This is a genomic window from Mycobacterium sp. TH-M103 (assembly GCF_057473785.1).
Genome location: NZ_JBYCLG010000149.1, coordinates 1 through 19,437, shown reverse-complemented (window position 1 = coordinate 19,437; position 19,437 = coordinate 1). Strand labels below are relative to the sequence as shown.

Genomic DNA, 19,437 nt, shown 5'->3' with positions numbered 1-19,437 from the left:
AGTGGTGCGCGCCAGCATGAGTTTCTACGGCAGCACCCCCAACTACGCGTTCATCTGGGACGAGGCCGGGTTCGAGGGCACGACCGCCCGGATCCGCGAGAAGCAGAAGGCCGGCGACTTCGCCGCGATGGCGGCCCAGATCAGCGACGACCACATCGCCGCCTTCGCCACCGAGTCGACCTGGGACGGGCTGCCTGATGCGCTGAGGGCCAAGTACGCCGGCATCGCCACGCGCCTGGTGCTCTACAACGCCCTGGGCGATGCGGACCGGGTGGAGCGCTACGGGGAGGTGGCCCGCCGCGTGCGGGGCTGATGCCCTCAGGTGGGTGCCGCGGCCTGGCTGCGGGCCAGCGCAACCGTCGCGGCAACCATCACCGCGACGGACACGCCCAGCGCCACCAGGCCGAGGGTGTCGGTGGTCAGCGTCTCGCCCAGCACGGTGACGCCGAGGACCGATCCCACGAGCGGCTCGGCGACGGTCACTGCGGGTAGCGACGCCGTCAGCGGCCCGGCGCGGAACGCCGATTGCTCCCAGGCGGTCGCGGCGACCGCGAGCACCGCCCACACGTAGATCTCCGGTGCGCGCAGCAACGCCGGGATGCCGTGACCGAGCTGGTCGACGACGCCCTTCATCAGCACCGAGAACAGGCCCCACAGCGAACCGGACAAGAGGCCCAACAGGAGCGCGGCCACCGAGCCGGGGAACATGCGCGCGCCGAGCACGCAGAGGATCAGCGCCGGTCCCATGATCGCCACCACGATGCTCCACGTTTGCAGGGACCCGCGCGGGGCCCCGGCCTGCGGGTCGCCGACCGTCACCACCACCGCCACCGCGGCTGCTAAAAGTACGGCCCAAAACCCTTGCCCGCGTGTGATTCTGCGGTGTTTAGCGCGGGCGCTGATCACCAACGCGAACAGCAGCGAGGTCACCAGCAGCGCTTGCACCAGCACGACGGAGCCGAAGCCGAGCGCTGCGGCCTGCAGCCCGAAGCCGGCGCCGGCCACCAGGCTGCCCACCCACCATTGCCGGTCGCGCAGCAGCCGGTGGAACAGGGCGACGGTGCCGACGTGCTGCTGGGTGACCTGTTGGGCGGAGCGCTGCTGCACGACGTCGCCGATGCCCATCATCAGCGCGGCCGCCACCGCCAGCGCCGCCGCGATGTCGGTCTTACCCACCAATGCCTCCCGTGCGCTCAGCCGACCTCAGTTTCGGGGCGAGATCCCGATCATCTGTGCGGGGTCGATCGTGAATTCCGCGGCGGCCGTCCGGGCCCAGGGTCGCATCTGGTCGGGCGGTGTGAAGCGGGCGGGGTCGATTTCCAGGTCGCGTACCGATTGTTCCTGGGGCGTGGCGGCCGGATTCGCGACGGTGAGCTGCCCGGGTGGGTCGCCGACGAAGTTTCTCTCGATCATCCACTGCACTTCTGCCCTGGCGACGCCGGTAGCATCCGGCAGGGCCGCGTCCCTGACCCAGATCCGGTCCTTGGTGACGTTGACGACCACGTTGTCGAGTCCGAACGCGAAGAGCCCCTCGTAGTGTCGACCGCACGCCGGCGATCGTCTCCCCGACGAGTTCGCGGTCGCACGACAGGTGGGTGGCCATCGCCAGCTGTGGCCCGACCAGTTCGGCGAGATAGCCGACCGCGTAGTGCGGGGTGTGGTAGTGGTCCAGGACGTGGGCGCCCAGCAGCGGTGAGACCCCTGCTTGAGCGCCCAGAGTTCGACCAGGTCGCAGGCCATCTCCGTGACGAAAACGTCTGCGCTGGAGGAATATTCGACGGTCAGTTCGTCGGCTTGCCGTCGCCGGTCCAGACGAAGGAAAGCCCATTCCAGCTCGGTGACGTCGATGCGGTAGCCGTCCCGCATCGGTCCGACCGCCCACTGCGAGGTCCAGGCCCCCATCTTCTGCAGATGCTCGCACATCGCCTGAGTGCCAAGCGCTTCCGTGCGGCACGACGGACTGATCACGCGCAGCGGAGCCCAACGACCGTTGAACGGCGCGAATTGCCACAAGTACGGACCGAGGGCGTCGGCCGGTAGTAGGACGGCAGCGACATTCCGCTTTCCGAGTGGGCTGCCGTACGGGTTGTCTTCGTTGTTCGCCGCGCTCGTGGCCATCGTCATGGCCGCGAGCGTGCGCAAATTGCCGCCCGCATCGGCGTGTCGTCGTCCAGACACGCGCGCTCGCGGGAAGGGGGCGGGTCAGATCAGCTGTCGCGCCGGATCTTCAGCGCGATGGCGACCATCGGGATCTGCAGCGGCAGCCGGGCCAGCGCGGCGATGCGCATCGGCCAGGGCTTGTCCCACCACAACCGGACCATGTTCACATTGGCCGGGAAGACGCCGACGAACAGCACGGCGGCCGCCAGCGCCGCCGATCGCCGGGTGCGCCGCGGCACCAGCAGCGCCCCCACCGTGATCTCGGCGACGCCGGACGCGTAGGTGTAGAGGCGGGCGCTGCCGGGCAACTCGGCGGGGACGATGGTGTCGAAGGGCTTGGGCGCCACGAAGTGCAGGGTGCCCACGCCGAGCAGCATCGCCGCCACCCGGTAGGCGGTTGTTCTGCTGGCGTCACGTCGAGCTACGGCTGAGGTCATGCGTCGATTGTGTCCTGCCCGCCCGGCTTACGCGCGGTCGGCGTCGGTGAAGCGGATGATCCCGCGGATGATGCGGCCCTCGAGCATGTCGCGGTAGCCGTCGTTGATCTGCTCGAGCGTGTACTCGCGGGTCACCATGTCGTCGAGGTTGAGCAACCCCAGCTTGTACAGCTCGAGGATCGCGGGGATGTCGTGCTGCGGGTTGCCGCCCCCGAACAGGCTACCCTGCAAACTCTTCTGCAGCAGCGTCAGCCCCGCCAGGTTGAGCGTGACCTCGTTGGCCAGCACGTTGCCCATCGCCGTCAGGACGCAGGTGCCGCCCTTGGCGGTCAGCCCCATCCACGCCTCCACGTCGCTGCCGTCGCAGTGCCCGACGGTGACGATCACCTTGCGGCACATCGCGCCCCACGTGGTCTCGGCGATCGCTGCCGCGGCGGTGCCGACGTCCGGAAAAGCTTCGGTGGCACCGAACTTCAACGCCTGCTCGCGCTTCCATTCGTAGGGATCGACGGCGAACACCCGACGGGCCCCGGCGATCCTGGCGCCCTGCACCGCGGCGATGCCGACCCCGCCGACGCCGACGACCGCGACGTCGTCGCCCGGTTCCACGGCCGCGCTGCGCACCGCCGAGCCGTATCCGGTCGTCACCCCGCAGCCCACCAGGCTGGCCACGTCAAACGGGATCTCGGGGTCGACCTTGACCACCGAGGTCTGGTGCACCACCACGTAGGGCGCGAACGTCCCCAGCAGCGACATCGGGATCACGTCGTGTCCACGCGCCGTCACCCGGAAGGACCCGTCACACACCGAGGCACCCGAGAGCAGTCCCATGCCCAGGTCGCACAGGTTGCGCAACCCCACCTGACACGGCGTGCACGTGCCGCAGGAGGGAATGAACGACATGACCACGTGATCGCCGACGGCCAGATCCTCGACGCCTTGCCCGATGTCGGTGACGATGCCGGCACCCTCGTGCCCGCCCAGCACGGGATAGCTCGGGATGGGGAAGTCGCCGGTCAGCAGGTGGTGATCGGAGTGGCACAGACCGGCCGTCTCCAACTGGACCGTCACCTCGCCGCGGCGGGGATCGCCGATCTCGATCTCGTCGACCGTCCACGGCTGGTTCACGTCCCAGACCAAGGCGCCTTTGGTTTTCAACGTGTGGCCTCCGTCGCGTCGCCGAGCCCCCGCCGGTCAACTTAGCCCATTACTATTGTCTATACAGTATTTGATACGATTCGCCGCGTCCGACCGTCAGACAGCTCGAGGGGCAGAACCATGGCTACACCCGTAATCGTCGGAGCCGTCCGGACGGCGATCGGCCGCTCCTTCAAGGGCACCCTGGTCAACACCCCGCCCGAGGCGCTGATCACCGCCGTCCTGCCCGAGGTGATCCGCCGATCGGGTGTCGACCCGTCCGCCATCGACGACCTGATCTTCGCCGAATCGCATTACGGGGGTGGGGATTTGGCGCGGTATGCGGCCACCGCGTGCGGCATGGAGGACATTCCCGGCCAATCGGTGAACCGGCACTGCGCGGGCAGCCTCACCGCGATCGGCAACGCCGCCGCGCAGATCGGCTCGGGGATGGAACGGGTGCTCATCGCCGGTGGCGTGCAGTCGCTGTCGATGACCCCGCTGACCAACTGGCGGATCCCGGGCCCGGAGCTGAAGTTCGAGGAGCAGTGGATGCCGCCGACCCACGTCGAGACCCCGGACGCCCCCGCCAAGGACATGTCGATCACCGTCGGCTGGAACACCGCGCAGAAGGTCGGCATCAGCCGCGAGGAGATGGACGCGTGGGCGGCCCGCTCCCATCAGCGCGCGATCGCGGCCATGGACGCGGGCAAGTTCGCCGACGAGATCATGCCGCTCAAGATCACCCAGGCCGACGGTTCGGTCACCGAGTTCTGCGTCGACGAGCACCCCCGGCGCGACACGACCGCCGAAAAGCTCGCCGGGCTCAAGGTGCTGCACCCCGAGATCGAGGGCTTCTCGATCACCGCGGGCAACAGCAGCGGCACCAACGACGCGGCCGCGGCGGTCGCGCTTGTCGACCGCGACTACGCCGACGCCGAAAATCTCAACGTGATGGGCACGGTCAGGGCCTGGGCGGCGGCGGGCGTGCCGCCCCGCGACTGTGGCCTGGGTGCGGTCAAGGCCATCGGGAAGGTGCTGCAGCGGGCCGGTTTGTCGGTCGGCGACGTGGCGCTGTGGGAGATCAACGAGGCATTCGCCTCCGTGCCGATCGCGGCCTGCCGCGAGTACGGCATCGACGAGGAGAAGGTGAACTTCTCCGGCAGCGGATGCAGCCTCGGCCATCCCATCGCCGCCTCGGGCGCCCGCATGGTCACCACGCTGACCTACGAGCTGATCCGCCGTGGCGGCGGCATCGGCGTCGCGGCGATGTGCGCGGGCGGCGGGCAGGGCGGCGCCGTCGTCGTCGAGGTCTAGCGGCGATCGCGAGGGCGGCGGAGCCGGGCGACCCTTCAGTTGCAGAAGGTATAGCCGATGAACTCGGCCCCCTGGGCATCGGCGCCCGAGTAGTTGACGTAGTGCACCGCCGGCGCACCGTCGTACCGCGCGTTCATCTTCTGGGCGGTCGCCGGGGGAACGTCGGCGGGAAACGCGAGGATCATGTCGGCGAATATTTGCAGGCCGGCCTGACAGATGGCGTCGGGGCGCGGGGGCCGTGGGTTCCACGCATGCACGACCACCGGATCTTTGAGCTGGTAACCGGTCGCACAGTTGGGGTCGCAGATCTTGAACACGGCGGTGCCTTTGCCGTCGGCGCCCTGCGGTCCCCACGACGCCCACGACATGTCTTGCAGCGCAACAGCTACGCTGGCACAGCCCACGATGTTGAGCCGTTTGGGCCGCTCGAGCGGGGGGACCGACAGGTTGTAGCAGCCCGGAATGGCGTAGGTGGCCGGCGGCGCCTGGGTCGTGGGCCGCGGCGGTGTGCGGTGGCCGCGGGTCAGCGTCACGACGACGAAGGCGGACACGCCGATCAGCACCGCGGCCAGCGCGGCACCGATCACGATCAGCCGCGTGCGGGTGATGCGTCGCCACCCGCTCGCCGCGGGGACATTGTCGGTCTTCAACAGATTCGCTCCCCCGAGAGAAATGTCACGCGGGGAGAGATTACTGCGCCGCGCGCGTCGCAGGGTAGGTTTGACCAACCTGACCGACGTATCGAGGTGTGATGGTCCGTGGAGCTCACCGATGAATGACCACCAGCTGGCCGCGCGGTTGGCCACCGAGGCGGGGCGGCTGCTGCTGGGCGTGCGCGAGGAATTCGCCGACGCCGAGGCCGGCGAGCGGAAGAACGCCGGGGACAAACGATCTCACGACTTCCTGATGGAGGCGCTCGCGGGCGAACGGCCCGACGACGCGGTGCTGTCCGAAGAGGGCGCCGACGATCCGGTGCGCCTGCGCTCGGAGCGGGTGTGGATCGTCGACCCGCTCGACGGGACGCGGGAATTCTCCGAACTCGGCCGCGACGACTGGGCGGTGCACGTGGCGCTGTGGCAGGCCGGCGAGCTGGTGGCCGGTGCCGTGGCGCTGCCGGCGCAGGGGATCACGTTGGCGACCCCGCAAGTCGATGCCCCGCCCGCCGCCCCGGACAAGCCGCGCATCGTGGTCTCGCGCACCCGCCCACCGGCCATCGCGTTGGCCGTGCGGGACGCGTTGGACGGTGTCCTGGTGGAGATGGGTTCGGCCGGCGCCAAGGTGGCCTCGATCGTGCAGGGCCTGTCCGACGTCTACGTCCACGCCGGTGGCCAGTTCGAATGGGACTCGGCCGCCCCGGTGGCGGTGGCCCGCGCCGCCGGGTTGCACACCTCCCGCATCGACGGGTCCGCGCTGGTCTACAACCAGCCCGACCCCAAGCTGCCGGACCTGGTGGTGTGCCGGCCCGAGCTGGCCCGCGCGGTGCTGGCCGTCACCGGCTGACGCGGCGTCGGTCGCCGGGCGCAAACCCTTTGCGGGCAGCGCGTATTCGTACTGGAGTCGGGCGCGCCGAGATTGCCGTCAGGGCTGTGCCCGCGGCACCGTGAACGACCACCACGGCAATCTGGCTGCGGTGGCACGCGCTCTCAGCGAATGGCCTGCTGCCAGGACAGGACCCGCTGGGCCAGCTCCGGCCCGCTGTCCTCCTGGATGAAATGGCTCGCATTGATGCGGGCGTGGGGCTGGCCGGCGGCGCCGGGAATGTGGTCGATCAGGGGACGGTCGGCCTTCCCCAGGATGGGGTCGCGGGCGCCGAAGATGGCAAGAAACGGCTTTTCCCAGTGGCCCAGGGCGTCCCAGGCGGCCCGGTTGGCGGGGACGGCCGGGTCGTCGGGCGAGGTCGGCACCAATTGGGGGAAGGCGCGGGCCCCGGCCTGGTATGCCTTGTCCGGAAAAGGGGCGTCGTAGCCCGCCCGCACCTTGGCGGGAACGCGCCGGACGGTGCCCACGGCGACCAGGCGGCCGGCGGGCAGCACGGGGGAGTAGCGCGCGAAGGCCCGCCACGCGTAGAAGGCGGGAGGGGTGCTCTGGCGGGCCGTCGGCAGAAACCCATTCGCCACGACCAACTGCGCGATCCGGTCGCCCTGCTCGGCGGCGATGCGCAGGCCGATCAGCGATCCCCAGTCCTGCACGAGCAGCGTGACGTCCCTGAGGTTGAGCAGCTCGAACCACGAGGTCACCCACTCGACGTGGCGCAGGTAGGTGTAGTCCTCGACCCGGCTGGGCTTGTCGGAACGGCCGAAACCGATCAGGTCCGGGGCGAGCACCCGGTATCCCGCGTCGGTCAGCGGCGGAATCATCGTCCGGTACAGGTAGCTCCAGGTCGGTTCGCCGTGCAGCAGCACGATCGGGGGGCCGTCGATGGGGCCTTCGTCGAGGTAGTGCATCCGCAACGGCCGGGTGTCGCGCGCCGTCACGTCGAGGTAGTTCGCTACGAACGGATATCCCTCCAGGTTTTCGAATCGCGAGTCGGGGGTTCGCAGCACATGCATATTCAGTACCTCCGGGGCGCGGACACCACTGCAAGCCTCTCTCCGCGACGCTAATTCGTCCAGTAGGAGTTTTTCGTTAGTGCTCTCGTTGGCCGGCGGAAAGGCCTTGACGGGGCCGTCAAAACTCGACACCGCCCGTTCACGTCAACTGTCTATGCAGATGAGAACGACGGTGCCGATCGGCGCTTCACTAGGATTCGAGCAACATGGACGACACTGATCTCTCGAATAGGCCGGCCGCGACGACCGCCGACGTATCCGGCGCGTGGAACTGCCGGGATGTCGCGCTGGCGACGGGGATACGTCCCGGCCGTCTCTTCCGGTCCAGTGAGCTGAGTGCGCTGGACGCCGCCGGCCGCGCGGCGCTGGAGCGCCTCGGCGTCACCGATGTGGCCGACCTGCGGTCGATCACCGAGGTGGAGCGCCACGGCGGCAGCGCCGTGCCCGAGGGCGTCGTGGTGCATCGGCTCGCGTTTGACGGCGAGCACGCCGCACCGCACGAACAGGCTTTCGAGCGGATGCTCACCGACAAGCCCGACAACGAGGAGCCGGTCGCGGCCGCACGCCGGTTCATGATCGAGGAGTACGAACGGTTTTCGGCGTTGCCCGGCACCCGCGCGGCGGTGGGGCAGGTCATCCGGATGATCGGCGACATGCGATCGGTCCTGGTCAGCTGCTTCGCAGGCAAGGACCGCACCGGTCTGGCCGTCGCCGTCGTGCTGGAAGCCGTCGGAGTGGACGACGACCTGATCAAAGCCGATTTCCTGGCCAGCAACGACTCGGTTCCGATGTTGCGCGAACGCATCCTGCGCACCGTCGAGGCGCGCAGCGACAGCGTGACTCCCGAGATCCTCGACTACGTGCGGGGCCGGCTGCCCGACCAGGTGCTCGGTGTGCGTGAGGAGTACCTCGGGGCCGCCCGCAAGACTATCGACGACCGGTACGGCTCGCTGCGCGGATTCCTCGACGCCGCCGGCGTCGACGACGGCGCGGTGCGGCGCGCGCGGACCGCGCTGCTGGGCTGACGAGGCTAACGCGAATCGCGCAGCGCCCGGCCCATCCGCGACACCGCCTCGACGAGGATCGCGCAGTGCGTCGGCCACCGTCGAAGTCAGCCGCACGTCCATCTCGGCCACCCACAGCGGCAGCACGTCGGCCGGATGCGCGCGCCACTTCATGCTGGTGCGCCGCTGCAGCTGGGCGAGCGTGAGTTCTTCGAGCGGGTTGGACGTCACTCCCGCAGATTAGGTGACGAGCGCGTGCTGCGGGATCGTCAACGGCAGATCCAGCGAACTGAGCAATCCTGGTTCTGCGGCAACGACATACGGGACGGCGTTGACGACGCGCATCGCGGTGGCGACCATCGCGCCGGCTCCGGAGGTCATGCCCGCGATCCCGGCCCTGCGGGGATCCTTCAGCGTCGCCGCCAGGGTGCAGTCGATGTCGGGGTCGCCGCTGATGACGATGCGGTAGGACAGGTCGCCGATCCCGGTCGGCCAGTCGGGGGCGACGTCGTGGGCCAGTCGCGTGACGTGTTCGATGACGATGGCCTCGCGGCCGTCGACCACCCCGATGGCCTGCATCCGCAGCGCGCCGCACGTTCCCGCTTCGACGGTGCCCATCGCGACGTTCAGGGTCCGGTTGGTGACCGCGCGGTCGAAACGCTCGCGCACCTCCTGCACCTCGCCGCCGAGCGCGTCGGCGATCAACCGGATCTGGCCCTGCCACTCGCCGGCGATCGCACCGGGAAAGCCGATCCAGGGCTGGTAGTCGAGCGGGCGCCCGAAGCCCAACGCGTCGCTCATGATGTCGGGGACGCCGTAGTCGTCGTAGAGGCCGATCTCGAACGCGTGGATCTTCTCGATGGACGCCGACTGGGTGGACAGCACCAGTGGCAGGTAGTCGGCGGCGAAGCCCGGCTCGATCCCCGACGCGTACAGCGACGCCTGACCCTGCTCGGCCGCGGCGGCCAAGTGGTCGTGCCACTCCGCGGGCTGGTAGGCGTGCGGATTGACCAGGCGCGTGGTGCTGGTGGTGACGACGTTGATCCCGGCTTCGAGCAGCCTGGCGTAGTCGGGGATGGCCAGCGCGTCGCGTTCCGGGCCGCTGGCGGCATAAATCACGCAGTCGGGTTTCAGGGCGATCAGCGCGTCGGCGTCGTCGGTGGCTTTCAGGCCGATCGGCTCGCCGCCGGCGAGTTCCCCGGCGTCCCTGCCGACCTTGTCTTGCGAGTGCACCCACACACCGACCAGGTCCAGGTTGGGTCGCCGCCGGATGGCGTTGATGGCGATCGATCCGATGCCGCCCGTCGCCCACACCACCACCCGCTGAGCCGGCATCGTCGTCCTCCTCGGTCGCTCGCGTGATGAAAGCTGAAGCGGCCGTTACGCGTACGACGGCAGCTGCCCAACGTCCGATTCGGAAGCTAACAGCCGCCGGCGCGCACGGTCAAGGGTTTAAGAGAGCAAGTACTATCCTAATGAACAAATCTTAGGTTAGTCTGCGGGGTGTGACGACGACGTCGCCCCGCCGCGGGAACGGGCGCTGATGTTCACGCTCAGGTTCGACATGCGCGCCCCGGCGTGGGCCGGGCTCGCCGCCGATCTCTACGCCGCGGCGATCGAAATGTGTGCGTGGGCGGAAACCCGGGGTGCCCTGCTGGCCGTGCTGTCCGAGCACCACGGCGCCGAGGACGGGCATCTGCCCGCACCCCTGACGCTGGCTGCGGCGATCGCGGCCAGGACCCGCGACCTGGCGATCCTGCTGGCCGCGGTGCCGATTCCGTTGTGGGATCCCGTGCGGCTCGCCGAAGAGATGAGCGTGCTGGACCTGATCGGTCGCGGACGGGTCTCCTACGCGTTCGGAGTCGGGCATCGGCGCGAGGAATACGACCACTTCGGCATCGACATGAGCACCCGCGGTCGGCTCGCCGACGAGACGCTGGCCGTGCTGGGCCCGCTGGTGCGCGGCGAGGCCGTGCAATACCGGGGTCGCACGGTGCGCGTCACCCCTCGATGTGCGTCGCCCGACGGGCCGATGGCGCTGATGGCCGGCGGCAGCAGGGCCGCGGCGCGGCGGGCCGGGCGTTGCGGGCTGGGATTCATCTCCCAGACGGCCTCGCCCGGTCTGCAAGGGTATTACGAAGCGCAATTCCGTGCGCACGGGCACGAGCCCGGTATCGTTCAGCTTCCGCAACCGAGTTCTCCGACAGCGGTTTTCGTTGCCGACGACATCGATGCGGCGTGGGAGGTGCTGGGGCCGCACCTGTTGCACGACGCGCGGACCGCGGCGTCCTACCGCACCCACGACCACTCCGTCGCCAGTATCACCCGCGCCGACAGCGTGGCGGCGCTGCGCGAAGAAGGTGGCCCCTACCGCATCTTCACCCCCGGCGAGGCGACCGAGTATGTGCGCGGCGGCCGCCCGCTGCCATTGCGCCCGGGCCGCCGGGGTGGTTCATGGCTACGAGGCCATCGTCATCGAGCACGTCATCCGGATGGCCCGCGACGTGGCACCCGACTGGCCAGCGTCGGAGTTCGACGCGACCTAACGGGTCGACATCGAGGGTGACCCGGACATCCACTGCGCGATGACACTGGGGGAGGCCGCGGGCCACGGCGCCGGCTGCGCCGCCATGGCCGCCACGGCGATGCGGGTGGTCAATGCGATCCCCTATGTCGTTGACGTGGCCCCGGGATTGCTAAGTTCACTCGATATCCCGACCACGTTGCCCCGGCACGCATTCGTCTAGGAGTCGCCGTGTTCACCTTGCGTTTCGACATGCGTGCCCCGGACTGGGGTGCGCCCGCCGCCGCGCTGTATGCCGCGGTGCCCGAGATGTGCGCCTGGGCCGAAGAGCACGGCGGCCTCGCCGCCGTGCTCTGTGAGCACCACGGCTCCGAGGACGGCTACCTGCCGTCGCCGATGATCCTAGCGCCGGCAATCGCCGCGCGCACAAAGCGATTGGCGATGAACCTGATCCTCATCCTGCCGTTCTACGATCCCGTGCGGCTGGCCGAGGACATGGCCGTCCTCGACATCATCAGCGGCGGGCGGGCCTCCTACACCATGGCCCTGGGCTACCGGCCCGAAGAGTTCGAACATTTCGGCCTGGCGGTCGGCGATCGCGGCCGGCTCGCCGACGAGAAGCTGCCGCTGCTGCGCCGGCTGCTCGCCGGGGAAACGGTCGTCGAGGACGGGCGCCGGATCACCGTGACACCCCGGCCGCTGACCGGCGGCGGGCCGTCGATGCTGTGGGGCGGCGGCACGGTGGCCGCGGCGCGGCGCGCCGGTCGCTACGGCCTGGGCATGCTGGGCAACGCCAACGCGCCGGGCATGCAGGAGGCCTATGAGGCCGCGTGCCGCGAGCACGGTCACGAGCCCGGGCCGACGATGTTTCCCGGCCGCGACACGCCCTCGGTCATGTTCGTCGCCGACGACGTGGACGTGGCGTGGAAGGAGATTGGGCAGCACCTGCTGCACGACGTGCGCATGTATGCCGCGTGGAATCCCGGGGACGAGACGACGGCGGGCTTCAGCCACGTCAACACCGTCGACGAGCTTCGTGAGGCGGGGACATCGCACGTGATTCTTTCCGTCCCCGAAGCGATCTCGCGGGTGCGAGCCGGACAGGTGCTCAACCTCTCGCCGCTGTGCGGCGGGCTGCCGCCCGAGATCGCGTGGCCCTACCTCAAGAGGGTCGGCGAGGTCGTGCTGCCCGAGGCGAGCCGCTGAGGAGTCACTCGGGTTGGTTCGGCACGCCCGGGAACAACTGCTCCGTAGACCCGGCGGTCACCCAGCCCCCGAGCTTGGTCACCAGGTGTGGCGCGAAAACCGCGCCGTAGAGGGCGTTTCCGATGACGACGACGGCGACCACGGACAGCAGCGCCGATTGCAGGCGGCTCTTCGCGCGCTTGTCGGCCCACATCTCGATGACGTTGCGCCCCCGGGCATCGGTGCGCCCCAGCAGGTAGGTGAACACCATCATCTGAATGGCCATTGCTAGGGAGTCGTAGAGCGGGTACTGATGCACCGTCCCTTCGCGGATGGCCAGCCCGGGGATCACGCGGCCGTAGTAGAACACGCCGAGTTTCGCGCCGAGGAACCCGTTGAACAACAGCGCCCAGCAGAAGCCGACGATCAGGCCCACCACCAACAGCGTTGGTGGCCTGCGCCATCCGAACCGAGCGCTCAGCCATCGACCCAGCGCCGTGCCCGTGACGGCGGGCAGCACGAAGTAGGAGATGTAGCCCACGGGAACGAACAACGGCAACCCGCCCCACGTCACGTTCAGCGGCCACCACGACGGCATGCGGGGGATGGCCGGCGGGAACTGCGCGTACATCGCCCAGTCGTAGGGCGCCTCGATCCACGAGAACGACAGCGCCGAGATGCACAGCAGCAGCAGTGGGTGCAGGCCGCGCCGGCGAACGCTGAGGTAGGCCCCGAGCGCGGTGAACGCGATGCCCCCGACGAGCGCGAAGTCGCTGGCCGCCTGCATCACCGGCGTCATCTGCGCGCTCAACGCTTCCGCGCTTCCGGGTCGAAGCGCAGCACCAGTCCGAAGATCAGGGCGATCAGCCCGAACAGCGTGCCCAGCATGATGACGGCGCCCACGTCCGCACTCCTTTCGCCGCCGAGCCGATGGCTTAGAATAGTGCATGCTATCTTAACGGTCGTCAACCGGCGCGTGCGCTCCGAGGAGGAATCACCATGGCCCAGCGGGCTTCCGGGGAGCGCACTCCCGCGGGGCGCCGACCGCGCGGCGCGCCGCGAGGCCTGCTGCTCGACGCCGCCCGAAACCTGTTCGCCCGCCAGGACTATCGCGGCACCACGACGCGCGAGATCGCGCAGGCCGCCGGCGTCACCGAGCACCTGCTGTTCCGCCACTTCGGCTCCAAGGCGGCGCTGTTCCGCGAGGCCCTGGTCCTGCCGTTCACCAGCTTCGTCGACGAATTCGGCCGGACGTGGCAGTCGATCGTCCCGGAGGAGACCGACGAGGAAGAACTGGCCGGGCTTTTCGTCGGGCACCTCTACGACGTGTTCGTCGAGCACCAGGGCCTGCTGCTGACGCTGATGGCGTCCGGGGCGCTCAGCGAGGAGGAAAAGGCGGACGCGGGCCTGGCCGAGGTGCGGCGCGCGCTCACCGTGCTCGGCCGGATCAGCGCCGAGGGCATGAACCTGCGCGGGATGCGCTCGGAGCACCCCGACCTGCCGGCCCACTCGACGGTGGCGATGATCGCCGGCATGGCCGCGCTGCGGTCGACCTACTTCGGGGCCGAGCCCCCGCCGCGGGAGGTGATCGTCGAGGAACTCGTCCAGGCGATCCTGCACGGCTTCCTGCACCGGCACGAGTGAGTCAGCGAAGGGATGCGATGACAGAAACCAGCGCCGTCGAGTTGTACTACGACCCGTTCGACTCCGGCATCGACGACGACCCGTACCCCGTGTGGCAGCGTATGCGCGACGAGGCGCCGCTGTATTACAACGAGAAGTACAACTTTTACGCGCTCAGCCGATACGAGGACGTGGCGCGTGAGCTGCCCAACTGGCAGACCTACCGCTCCGGGCGCGGCACCACCGCCGACATCCTGTTCGCCAACATCGAAGTGCCGCCGGGCATCCTGCTGTTCGAGGATCCCCCGCTGCACGATTTGCACCGGCGCCTGCTGGCGCGGGTGTTCACCCCACGCCGGATGCTGGCCGTGGAGTCTTTGGTGCGCGGGTTCTGTGTGCGCGAGCTGGACCCGTTGATCGGCGCGGGCGGCTTCGACTTCGTCGCCGATCTCGGGGCGATGTTGCCGATGCGGACCATCGGATATCTGCTCGGCATTCCCGAAAAGGACCAGGCGAACATCCGCGATCGCAACGGGACCCTGATCGAGGCGGCCGGGGGCCGCCGGCTCGACGAGGCCGATCCGAGTGTGTTCGAGGACATGATCGTCATGTTCGCCGAGTACATCGACTGGCGCGCAGATCACCCCTCCGACGATCTGATGACCGACCTGCTGCGGGCCGAGATCGACGAGCCCGACGGCACGCGACGCCCGCTGTCGCGCACCGAGGTGCTGTCCTACACCGCCATGATCGCCGGTGCCGGCAACGAGACCACCGCCCGGCTCATCGGATTCGCGGGGCAGCTGCTGGCGGAGCACCCGGAGCAGCGCCGCGAGCTCGTCGCCGACCCGACGCTGATCCCCGGGGCGGTGGAGGAGACGCTGCGCTACGAGGCGCCCTCGCCGGTGCAGGCCCGCTACGTCGCCCGCGGCGCCGAGCACCACGGCCGCGTCGTGCCGGAGGGCTCGTTCATGTTGCTGCTCAACGGTTCTGCCAACAGGGACGAACGGCGGTTCACCGATCCGGACCGCTTCGACATCCACCGCCGCGGCGGCCACCTCAGCTTCGGCCAGGGGCTGCATTTCTGCCTCGGCTCGGCGCTGGCCCGGATGGAGGCCAAGGTGGCGCTCGAGGAGGTGCTCCAGCGCTGGCCCGAGTGGGACGTCGACTACGCCAACGCGCAGCGCGCACACACCGCCAGCGTGCGCGGGTGGGCGCGGCTGCCCGTCGTCACCGGTTAGACGGCGGTCTTGTCGATCAGCACCGCGCCGTCGGGCTCGTCGCCGAGCGTCTGCAGCGGCAGCTCCACGCCCTGGGCGGTGAGCCGGACGATCTGGGCCAGTTGCCCGGGCGCGTCGCACTGCAGGTAGTGATCGGCGTGGGGAACCACCCAGTAGCGGTTGCGGCCCGGCTTGTTCTTCAGGTACGCCTGCCAGACGTGGTTGGGCACGCGCAGGGGCGCGATGCTGTCGTGCAGGCCCCACGCCAGCGTGGTGTTGACCGGGCTGGTGGAAAGCGCTTCGAGCCAACCGGTTTCGTCGGCGGCGCGCTCGTGCAGGTACTTGATGGTGTCGGGCAGCACCCGGACCCCGTCGTTGTGGGCGAAACACTTCGCCATTGCCGCGATCTCGGGGTCTTCCAGTGTGCGACGGGGCATGAAGGTGCCCGCCCCCATGCCCGTCGCCAGCATCTCCGGGGTGACAGCGGCCGCGGTGTCGCGTGCGGTCGCGTCGTCGAGCAGCGCGGTCTGGAACGAGGTGAGGTTGGACAGCGGGAGATAGATGTTGGCGTTGGTCAGGAAGAGGTCGACGGGCACCGCCGGCGGGTCCAGGTCGGCGAGCATGCCCACGGCGATCATCGCGACGCTGCTGCCGCGGTCGTGGGCGAGCATGCGGTACTCGCTCAGCTGCCACACCCGGGTGATCGCGTCGACGAGCAGGCGTGCGTCGTCGTACAGCGAGTACACGTAGGGCTCGGGTGGCTTGTCGGACAGCCCGTAGCCGGGGAAGTCCAGGACGTGGATGTCGAACTCGGAGCTCAGCTCCCGCGACAATCCGTAATAGTCGATGCTCGACGTCGGGAAGCCGTGCACCAGCACAAGCGCGGGCGCACCGGGCGTTCCGCACCGGCGGGTGAACACCGAGACCTCGGTTCCGTTGTTGGCCGCCGTGGTGGACCGCCAACGAAGCTGCGTGCTGTCTTTCTGCCACTCCGCGAAGATGTCCAAGGTGCCAGCATCTCAGAGGTGACGGCGGTTAGACAACTACCCCTGACCCGCGCCTACGGGCAGGTCACGTGGATGCCGAATGTCACCTGGCGCGTACCGCTTTGATCCGGTGTCGTCGCCTCACCCGTGCCCGTCACCGTGTAGCTCTTGCCGTCCTTGGTCGCCTGGACCTGGATCGGTGACTGCGGTGCCTGGTACGGGAACTGATACCGGCCGTCGCCCACCTTCAGCGAGATCGCGAAGCCGTCGACGGTCGGGGGATTCAGGTCGGACAGGGTCAGCCGCACCGAGGACGCGTCGTCGTGGACGGCGATGCGGATGGTCAGGTCCCCCGCTTCCGGCGGCGTCGCGTCGCGCTCCGCCGCCGTGGTGGTGCAGTTCACCGGCGACATCATGGTCTGGGTGGTGCCGCCGACCATGACGGTGGTCGGGCTCACCGGAACGGTACTGGTACCGGGCGTGGCGGTCTGCCGGCCGCCGCCGCTGCTGCACGCCGGCAGGCTCGCCGCCACCAGGGCCACGCCGATCCCGGCAACCGTCCGCCGCATCTCTCTTCCTTTGCTAGACCGCCAGGAGGACTATAAGGCCCGTTCGTTTCCGGAAGGTCTCATGTCTCTGGCGGCGAGTCAAACTCGGGTACCCGCCGACTCACGGCCAGGCTTCCCACCCGATCATGGCCCGTAGCGGACCGGCGAAGACGGGCCGCACGGCCGCGGACCGCCACCGCCGCTCGATGAGCGGGGCCAGCGCGGCGGTGGTGGCGAGCGGGTCGTCGTCGAGGTAGACCACGGTGACGTACTGGTGGCCGGTGTGCCAGCCCCGCGGCCGATGGCTCCAGCCGGTGCCGGTCCCGAACGTCCACGCGCCGACGGTGCCGGGCGTGGCGAGCAGCTCCGGATAGTGCTCGGCGTGCAGCCATTGCAGCCAGGCGTCGGGCCGGCCGTCGACGGGTTCTTCCACGATCAGCACGACGCCGCGGTGCGGCCGGAACGGCACCACCACGTCGGAGACGAGTGCGTGGGAGGCGGCATGCCACTGCAGCAGCCGCAGCCCGGCCACCTGCAGCGACGGCCGCACCACCGGGAACCGGCCGTTGTCGCGCAGTGCGCGGCCGAGCGCGACGAAGTCGTCGAACGTCTGCTCGACGGGATCGCCGACCAGATAGTGCACGACGTTGCCCAGCTCGGTCAGCACCCCGCGCGCCGCCAGCCGGTGGCCGGGATAGTCGCCGTCGGCGATCCAGCGCATCCCGAGCACGATCCCGGGCAGCTGGTACTGCTCGGGCATGTGGTCGAGCAGGTGCCAGCGCAGGTAGCCGCCGTCGTCGTCGCGCGGCGCGGCGGCGGTGAAGCTGAAAAACCCTGCCTTGACTCGGTTCACGGCGCACCCAGCTCGGCCAGCGCCTGCAGGGCGTCCAGGTAGTGCGCCGGCGAGCGATGGGCGAACACGGCGCTGACGATGGTGGCGCCGTGCGCGGCGGTCTCGGCGAGCAGCGCACGGGTGCGTTCGGGCTCGCCGATCGGGTCCAGCAGCGCCGGCGGGGGCAGCACGACCTCGAACCCCGGCGGTAACTCGAAGCGGCCCAGCCAGTCCCGGGCCTGTTGCAGGCTCACGTTGAAGGGCGCCCAGCCGTCGGCCAGGGTGACCGCCCGGCGCAGCGAGCGCAGCGTGCGCCCACCGATCCAGATCGGCACCCGCTCCTGCACCGCGCACGGGTCGACGACCACACCGTCGAACGCGTAGAACTCGCCGTGGTAGACGGGTTCGGTGACCGACAGCGCGGCCCGCAACGCGCGCAGCGCGTCGTCGGCGCGCGCGCCGCGGTCGGCGAAGGGCGCGCCGAGCAGGTCGAACTCCGCCTCGAGGCTGCCGACGCCCACCCCGAGGACGACCCTGCCGTTGCTGACTTTGTCCAGCGTCCCGTAGCGCTTGGCGATCTCCAGCGGATGGTGGTAGCCGAGCACCAACACGTTGGTGGCCAGCCGGATTCGGCGCGTGCGTGCGGCGAGATAACCGAAGGTGGCCAGCGGGTCCCAGTACCGGGCGCCGCGGCGGCCCTTTTCGGCGGCGGGCAGCGCGATGTGCTCGCTGCAGGTCAGGTGGTGATAGCCGAGGCGGTCCGCGGCCTCGGCGATGCGGGCCAGGTCGTCGATGGAGGCGTCGTTCTCCCAGTCGCCGCTGAGGTGGGGAAGCATCGTCACCACCGGTGTGGCCACCGACAGCCGTACGGGGGTGGTGCTCATCCCTGCAGGTACCCCCCGGCGTCGACGGGGATGGATTGGCCCGTAATGGTTCTGCTCTCGTCGCCGGCCAGGAACAACGCCAGGTTGGCGACGTCCTCGGTCGAGGAGATGTCCCGCAGTGCGACGCCTTTGAGGATTCTCGCGCGCTGTGTCGCGAAGTCGACGCCCTGCTCCTCGGCGCTGCGCCGCACCCAGTTGCGCCACAGCTCGGTGTCGATCGAGCCGGGGACGATGCAGTTGCACCGAATGCCGTACGAACCGACTTCCAGCGCAACCGATTTGGTGAACGCCCGCAGCGACGCCTTGGCGGTGACGTAGTGGCTCTTGCGCACGACGCCGGTGTAGCCGGCGGTGGAGGAGAAGTTCAGGATCACGCCGCTGCGGCGTTGCAGCATCGACTGGTTGAGCACCTCGCGGGTGCACAGCATCGCCGCGGTGACGTCGATGGCGATCGTGGCGTTCCAGTTCTCCAGCGTCTGCTCCCAGATCCAGCGATCCTGCCCGGGCGCGGCGGCGTTGTTGCACAGGATGTCGACGTGCCCGAACTCCTCGACCGCCCGCGACACCATGGCCGCGACGTCGCCCTCGTCGGTCACGTCGGCGCGCATGGCGATCGCGCCGGGACCGGCCTCCGCCGCGGCCGCGCGGACCAGGTCCTCGCGTCGCGCAGCCAGCAGCACCCGGGCGCCCTCGCGGACGAACAGCGCGCCCAGCACCGGGCCCAGCCCGGTGCTGGCGCCGGTGACGATCGCGACCTTGCCCTCAAGCCGGCCTGTCATCGCGCCTCCCTTTTAGTCCTTCCGCCACGGACTGCAGCCATGCGTGAATGCGGCCGGCCACGCCGGCCCGGCCGAGCTCGAGCCTCATGTCGTGGCGGCGGGGCCCCTTGTCGATCACCTCGAGCATCGGGCCGATCCTATGGGCGGGTGCACTGTTCCGGACCGCGGCTCACGGCGCGGGCCGGATCCGAACTCCACTCCGACCACGACCCCGGATACAGCGCCGCCCGGCGGCCCGTCGCGGCGAGCGCC

21 protein-coding genes and 4 pseudogenes are annotated in these 19,437 nt (G+C 69.6%); 9 read left to right on the top strand and 16 right to left on the bottom strand.

The annotated features are described in order from the left end of the window. Positions 1 to 313, top strand: a 313-nt coding sequence (locus AC2VOR_RS08355) for an LLM class flavin-dependent oxidoreductase (protein ID WP_486963587.1), incomplete at its 5' end; no start/stop codon positions are given. A 5-nt stretch (positions 314 to 318) separates the two neighbouring features. Here the strand turns inward: AC2VOR_RS08355 and AC2VOR_RS08350 are convergent. From AC2VOR_RS08350 to AC2VOR_RS08335, 4 genes are all read right to left on the bottom strand, one after another. Next, entirely contained in the window at positions 319 to 1,176 is an 858-nt protein-coding gene (locus AC2VOR_RS08350; RefSeq protein ID WP_486963586.1) for a DMT family transporter, read from the bottom strand. Between the two features lie 27 nt (positions 1,177 to 1,203). Continuing rightward, positions 1,204 to 1,923: a hypothetical protein gene (locus AC2VOR_RS08345; RefSeq protein WP_486963585.1), complete on the bottom strand. Its 720-nt coding sequence runs from the start codon at positions 1,921 to 1,923 to the stop codon at positions 1,204 to 1,206. 284 nt (positions 1,924 to 2,207) lie between these two features. Continuing rightward, the gene (locus tag AC2VOR_RS08340) at positions 2,208 to 2,597 is read right to left on the bottom strand and encodes a DoxX family protein (RefSeq protein WP_486963584.1); all 390 of its coding nucleotides are present in this window, start codon (positions 2,595 to 2,597) and stop codon (positions 2,208 to 2,210) included. Positions 2,598 to 2,624: 27 nt separating this feature from the next. Next, on the bottom strand, positions 2,625 to 3,755 hold the full coding sequence (locus AC2VOR_RS08335) for an NDMA-dependent alcohol dehydrogenase (protein WP_486963583.1): 1,131 nt from the start codon (positions 3,753 to 3,755) through the stop codon (positions 2,625 to 2,627). Positions 3,756 to 3,875: 120 nt separating this feature from the next. On the opposite strand from AC2VOR_RS08335, the gene AC2VOR_RS08330 reads away from it, so the two are divergent. Further along, positions 3,876 to 5,051, top strand: a complete 1,176-nt coding sequence (locus AC2VOR_RS08330; RefSeq protein WP_486963582.1) for a thiolase family protein — start codon at positions 3,876 to 3,878, stop codon at positions 5,049 to 5,051. 35 nt (positions 5,052 to 5,086) lie between these two features. Here the strand turns inward: AC2VOR_RS08330 and AC2VOR_RS08325 are convergent, their stop codons facing one another. Next, the gene (locus tag AC2VOR_RS08325; RefSeq protein ID WP_486963588.1) at positions 5,087 to 5,638 is read right to left on the bottom strand and encodes a hypothetical protein; all 552 of its coding nucleotides are present in this window, start codon (positions 5,636 to 5,638) and stop codon (positions 5,087 to 5,089) included. 184 nt (positions 5,639 to 5,822) lie between these two features. On the opposite strand from AC2VOR_RS08325, the gene AC2VOR_RS08320 reads away from it, so the two are divergent. Then, on the top strand, positions 5,823 to 6,551 hold the full coding sequence (locus AC2VOR_RS08320) for a 3'(2'),5'-bisphosphate nucleotidase CysQ (RefSeq protein ID WP_486963581.1): 729 nt from the start codon (positions 5,823 to 5,825) through the stop codon (positions 6,549 to 6,551). 143 nt (positions 6,552 to 6,694) lie between these two features. Here the strand turns inward: AC2VOR_RS08320 and AC2VOR_RS08315 are convergent, their stop codons facing one another. Further along, the gene (locus AC2VOR_RS08315) at positions 6,695 to 7,600 is read right to left on the bottom strand and encodes a haloalkane dehalogenase (protein ID WP_486963580.1); all 906 of its coding nucleotides are present in this window, start codon (positions 7,598 to 7,600) and stop codon (positions 6,695 to 6,697) included. 206 nt (positions 7,601 to 7,806) lie between these two features. Between AC2VOR_RS08315 and AC2VOR_RS08310 the strand changes: the two genes are divergently transcribed. Continuing rightward, the gene (locus tag AC2VOR_RS08310) at positions 7,807 to 8,625 is read left to right on the top strand and encodes a tyrosine-protein phosphatase (RefSeq protein WP_486963579.1); all 819 of its coding nucleotides are present in this window, start codon (positions 7,807 to 7,809) and stop codon (positions 8,623 to 8,625) included. Here the strand turns inward: AC2VOR_RS08310 and AC2VOR_RS08305 are convergent. Next, positions 8,611 to 8,835 (bottom strand): annotated as a pseudogene (locus tag AC2VOR_RS08305) (cystathionine beta-lyase); the annotation flags it as partial. The gene AC2VOR_RS08310 and the pseudogene AC2VOR_RS08305 overlap by 15 nt on opposite strands. Positions 8,836 to 8,844: 9 nt before the next feature. Next, positions 8,845 to 9,939, bottom strand: coding sequence for an NAD(P)H-dependent amine dehydrogenase family protein (locus tag AC2VOR_RS08300; RefSeq protein ID WP_486963578.1), 1,095 nt, complete (start codon positions 9,937 to 9,939; stop codon positions 8,845 to 8,847). Positions 9,940 to 10,147: 208 nt separating this feature from the next. Between AC2VOR_RS08300 and AC2VOR_RS08295 the strand changes: the two are divergent. From AC2VOR_RS08295 to AC2VOR_RS08285, 3 genes and pseudogenes are all read left to right on the top strand, one after another. Next, a pseudogene (locus tag AC2VOR_RS08295) lies at positions 10,148 to 10,861 on the top strand (LLM class flavin-dependent oxidoreductase); the annotation flags it as partial. 178 nt (positions 10,862 to 11,039) lie between these two features. Then, a pseudogene (locus tag AC2VOR_RS08290) lies at positions 11,040 to 11,351 on the top strand (dihydrodipicolinate reductase); the annotation flags it as partial. A gap of 8 nt (positions 11,352 to 11,359) precedes the next feature. Then, positions 11,360 to 12,334: an LLM class flavin-dependent oxidoreductase gene (locus AC2VOR_RS08285; RefSeq protein ID WP_486963577.1), complete on the top strand. Its 975-nt coding sequence runs from the start codon at positions 11,360 to 11,362 to the stop codon at positions 12,332 to 12,334. A gap of 4 nt (positions 12,335 to 12,338) precedes the next feature. Here AC2VOR_RS08285 and AC2VOR_RS08280 read toward each other — a convergent pair whose 3' ends face one another. Then, a complete protein-coding gene (locus tag AC2VOR_RS08280) occupies positions 12,339 to 13,124 on the bottom strand; it encodes a spirocyclase AveC family protein (protein ID WP_486963576.1) in 786 nt (261 codons plus the stop codon). A 188-nt stretch (positions 13,125 to 13,312) separates the two neighbouring features. Here AC2VOR_RS08280 and AC2VOR_RS08275 point away from each other — a divergent pair, with 188 nt between their 5' ends. Together AC2VOR_RS08275 and AC2VOR_RS08270 are read left to right on the top strand one after the other, a co-directional pair. Then, positions 13,313 to 13,957, top strand: coding sequence for a TetR/AcrR family transcriptional regulator (locus AC2VOR_RS08275; protein ID WP_486963575.1), 645 nt, complete (start codon positions 13,313 to 13,315; stop codon positions 13,955 to 13,957). A 17-nt stretch (positions 13,958 to 13,974) separates the two neighbouring features. Continuing rightward, positions 13,975 to 15,177: a cytochrome P450 gene (locus AC2VOR_RS08270; protein WP_486963574.1), complete on the top strand. Its 1,203-nt coding sequence runs from the start codon at positions 13,975 to 13,977 to the stop codon at positions 15,175 to 15,177. Here AC2VOR_RS08270 and AC2VOR_RS08265 read toward each other — a convergent pair. From AC2VOR_RS08265 to AC2VOR_RS08235, 7 genes and pseudogenes are all read right to left on the bottom strand, one after another. Then, positions 15,174 to 16,163, bottom strand: coding sequence for an alpha/beta fold hydrolase (locus tag AC2VOR_RS08265; RefSeq protein ID WP_486963573.1), 990 nt, complete (start codon positions 16,161 to 16,163; stop codon positions 15,174 to 15,176). The genes AC2VOR_RS08270 and AC2VOR_RS08265 overlap by 4 nt on opposite strands. A gap of 53 nt (positions 16,164 to 16,216) precedes the next feature. Next, entirely contained in the window at positions 16,217 to 16,711 is a 495-nt protein-coding gene (locus tag AC2VOR_RS08260; protein WP_486963572.1) for a lipoprotein LpqH, read from the bottom strand. 100 nt (positions 16,712 to 16,811) lie between these two features. After that, positions 16,812 to 17,543 carry a hypothetical protein gene (locus AC2VOR_RS08255; RefSeq protein ID WP_486963571.1) on the bottom strand — a complete coding sequence of 244 codons (732 nt, stop codon included), beginning with the start codon at positions 17,541 to 17,543 and terminating at the stop codon, positions 16,812 to 16,814. After that, positions 17,540 to 18,406 (bottom strand): TIGR03619 family F420-dependent LLM class oxidoreductase, encoded by an 867-nt coding sequence (locus tag AC2VOR_RS08250; RefSeq protein WP_486963570.1) that lies wholly within the window; start codon positions 18,404 to 18,406, stop codon positions 17,540 to 17,542. The genes AC2VOR_RS08255 and AC2VOR_RS08250 overlap by 4 nt, the downstream gene beginning before the upstream one ends. Next, positions 18,403 to 19,185: an SDR family NAD(P)-dependent oxidoreductase gene (locus AC2VOR_RS08245; RefSeq protein ID WP_486963569.1), complete on the bottom strand. Its 783-nt coding sequence runs from the start codon at positions 19,183 to 19,185 to the stop codon at positions 18,403 to 18,405. The genes AC2VOR_RS08250 and AC2VOR_RS08245 overlap by 4 nt, the downstream gene beginning before the upstream one ends. Continuing rightward, positions 19,169 to 19,312 (bottom strand): hypothetical protein, encoded by a 144-nt coding sequence (locus AC2VOR_RS08240; protein ID WP_486963568.1) that lies wholly within the window; start codon positions 19,310 to 19,312, stop codon positions 19,169 to 19,171. Before AC2VOR_RS08240 ends, AC2VOR_RS08245 begins: the two co-directional genes overlap by 17 nt. 10 nt (positions 19,313 to 19,322) lie before the next feature. Then, positions 19,323 to 19,437 (bottom strand): annotated as a pseudogene (locus AC2VOR_RS08235) (hypothetical protein); the annotation flags it as partial.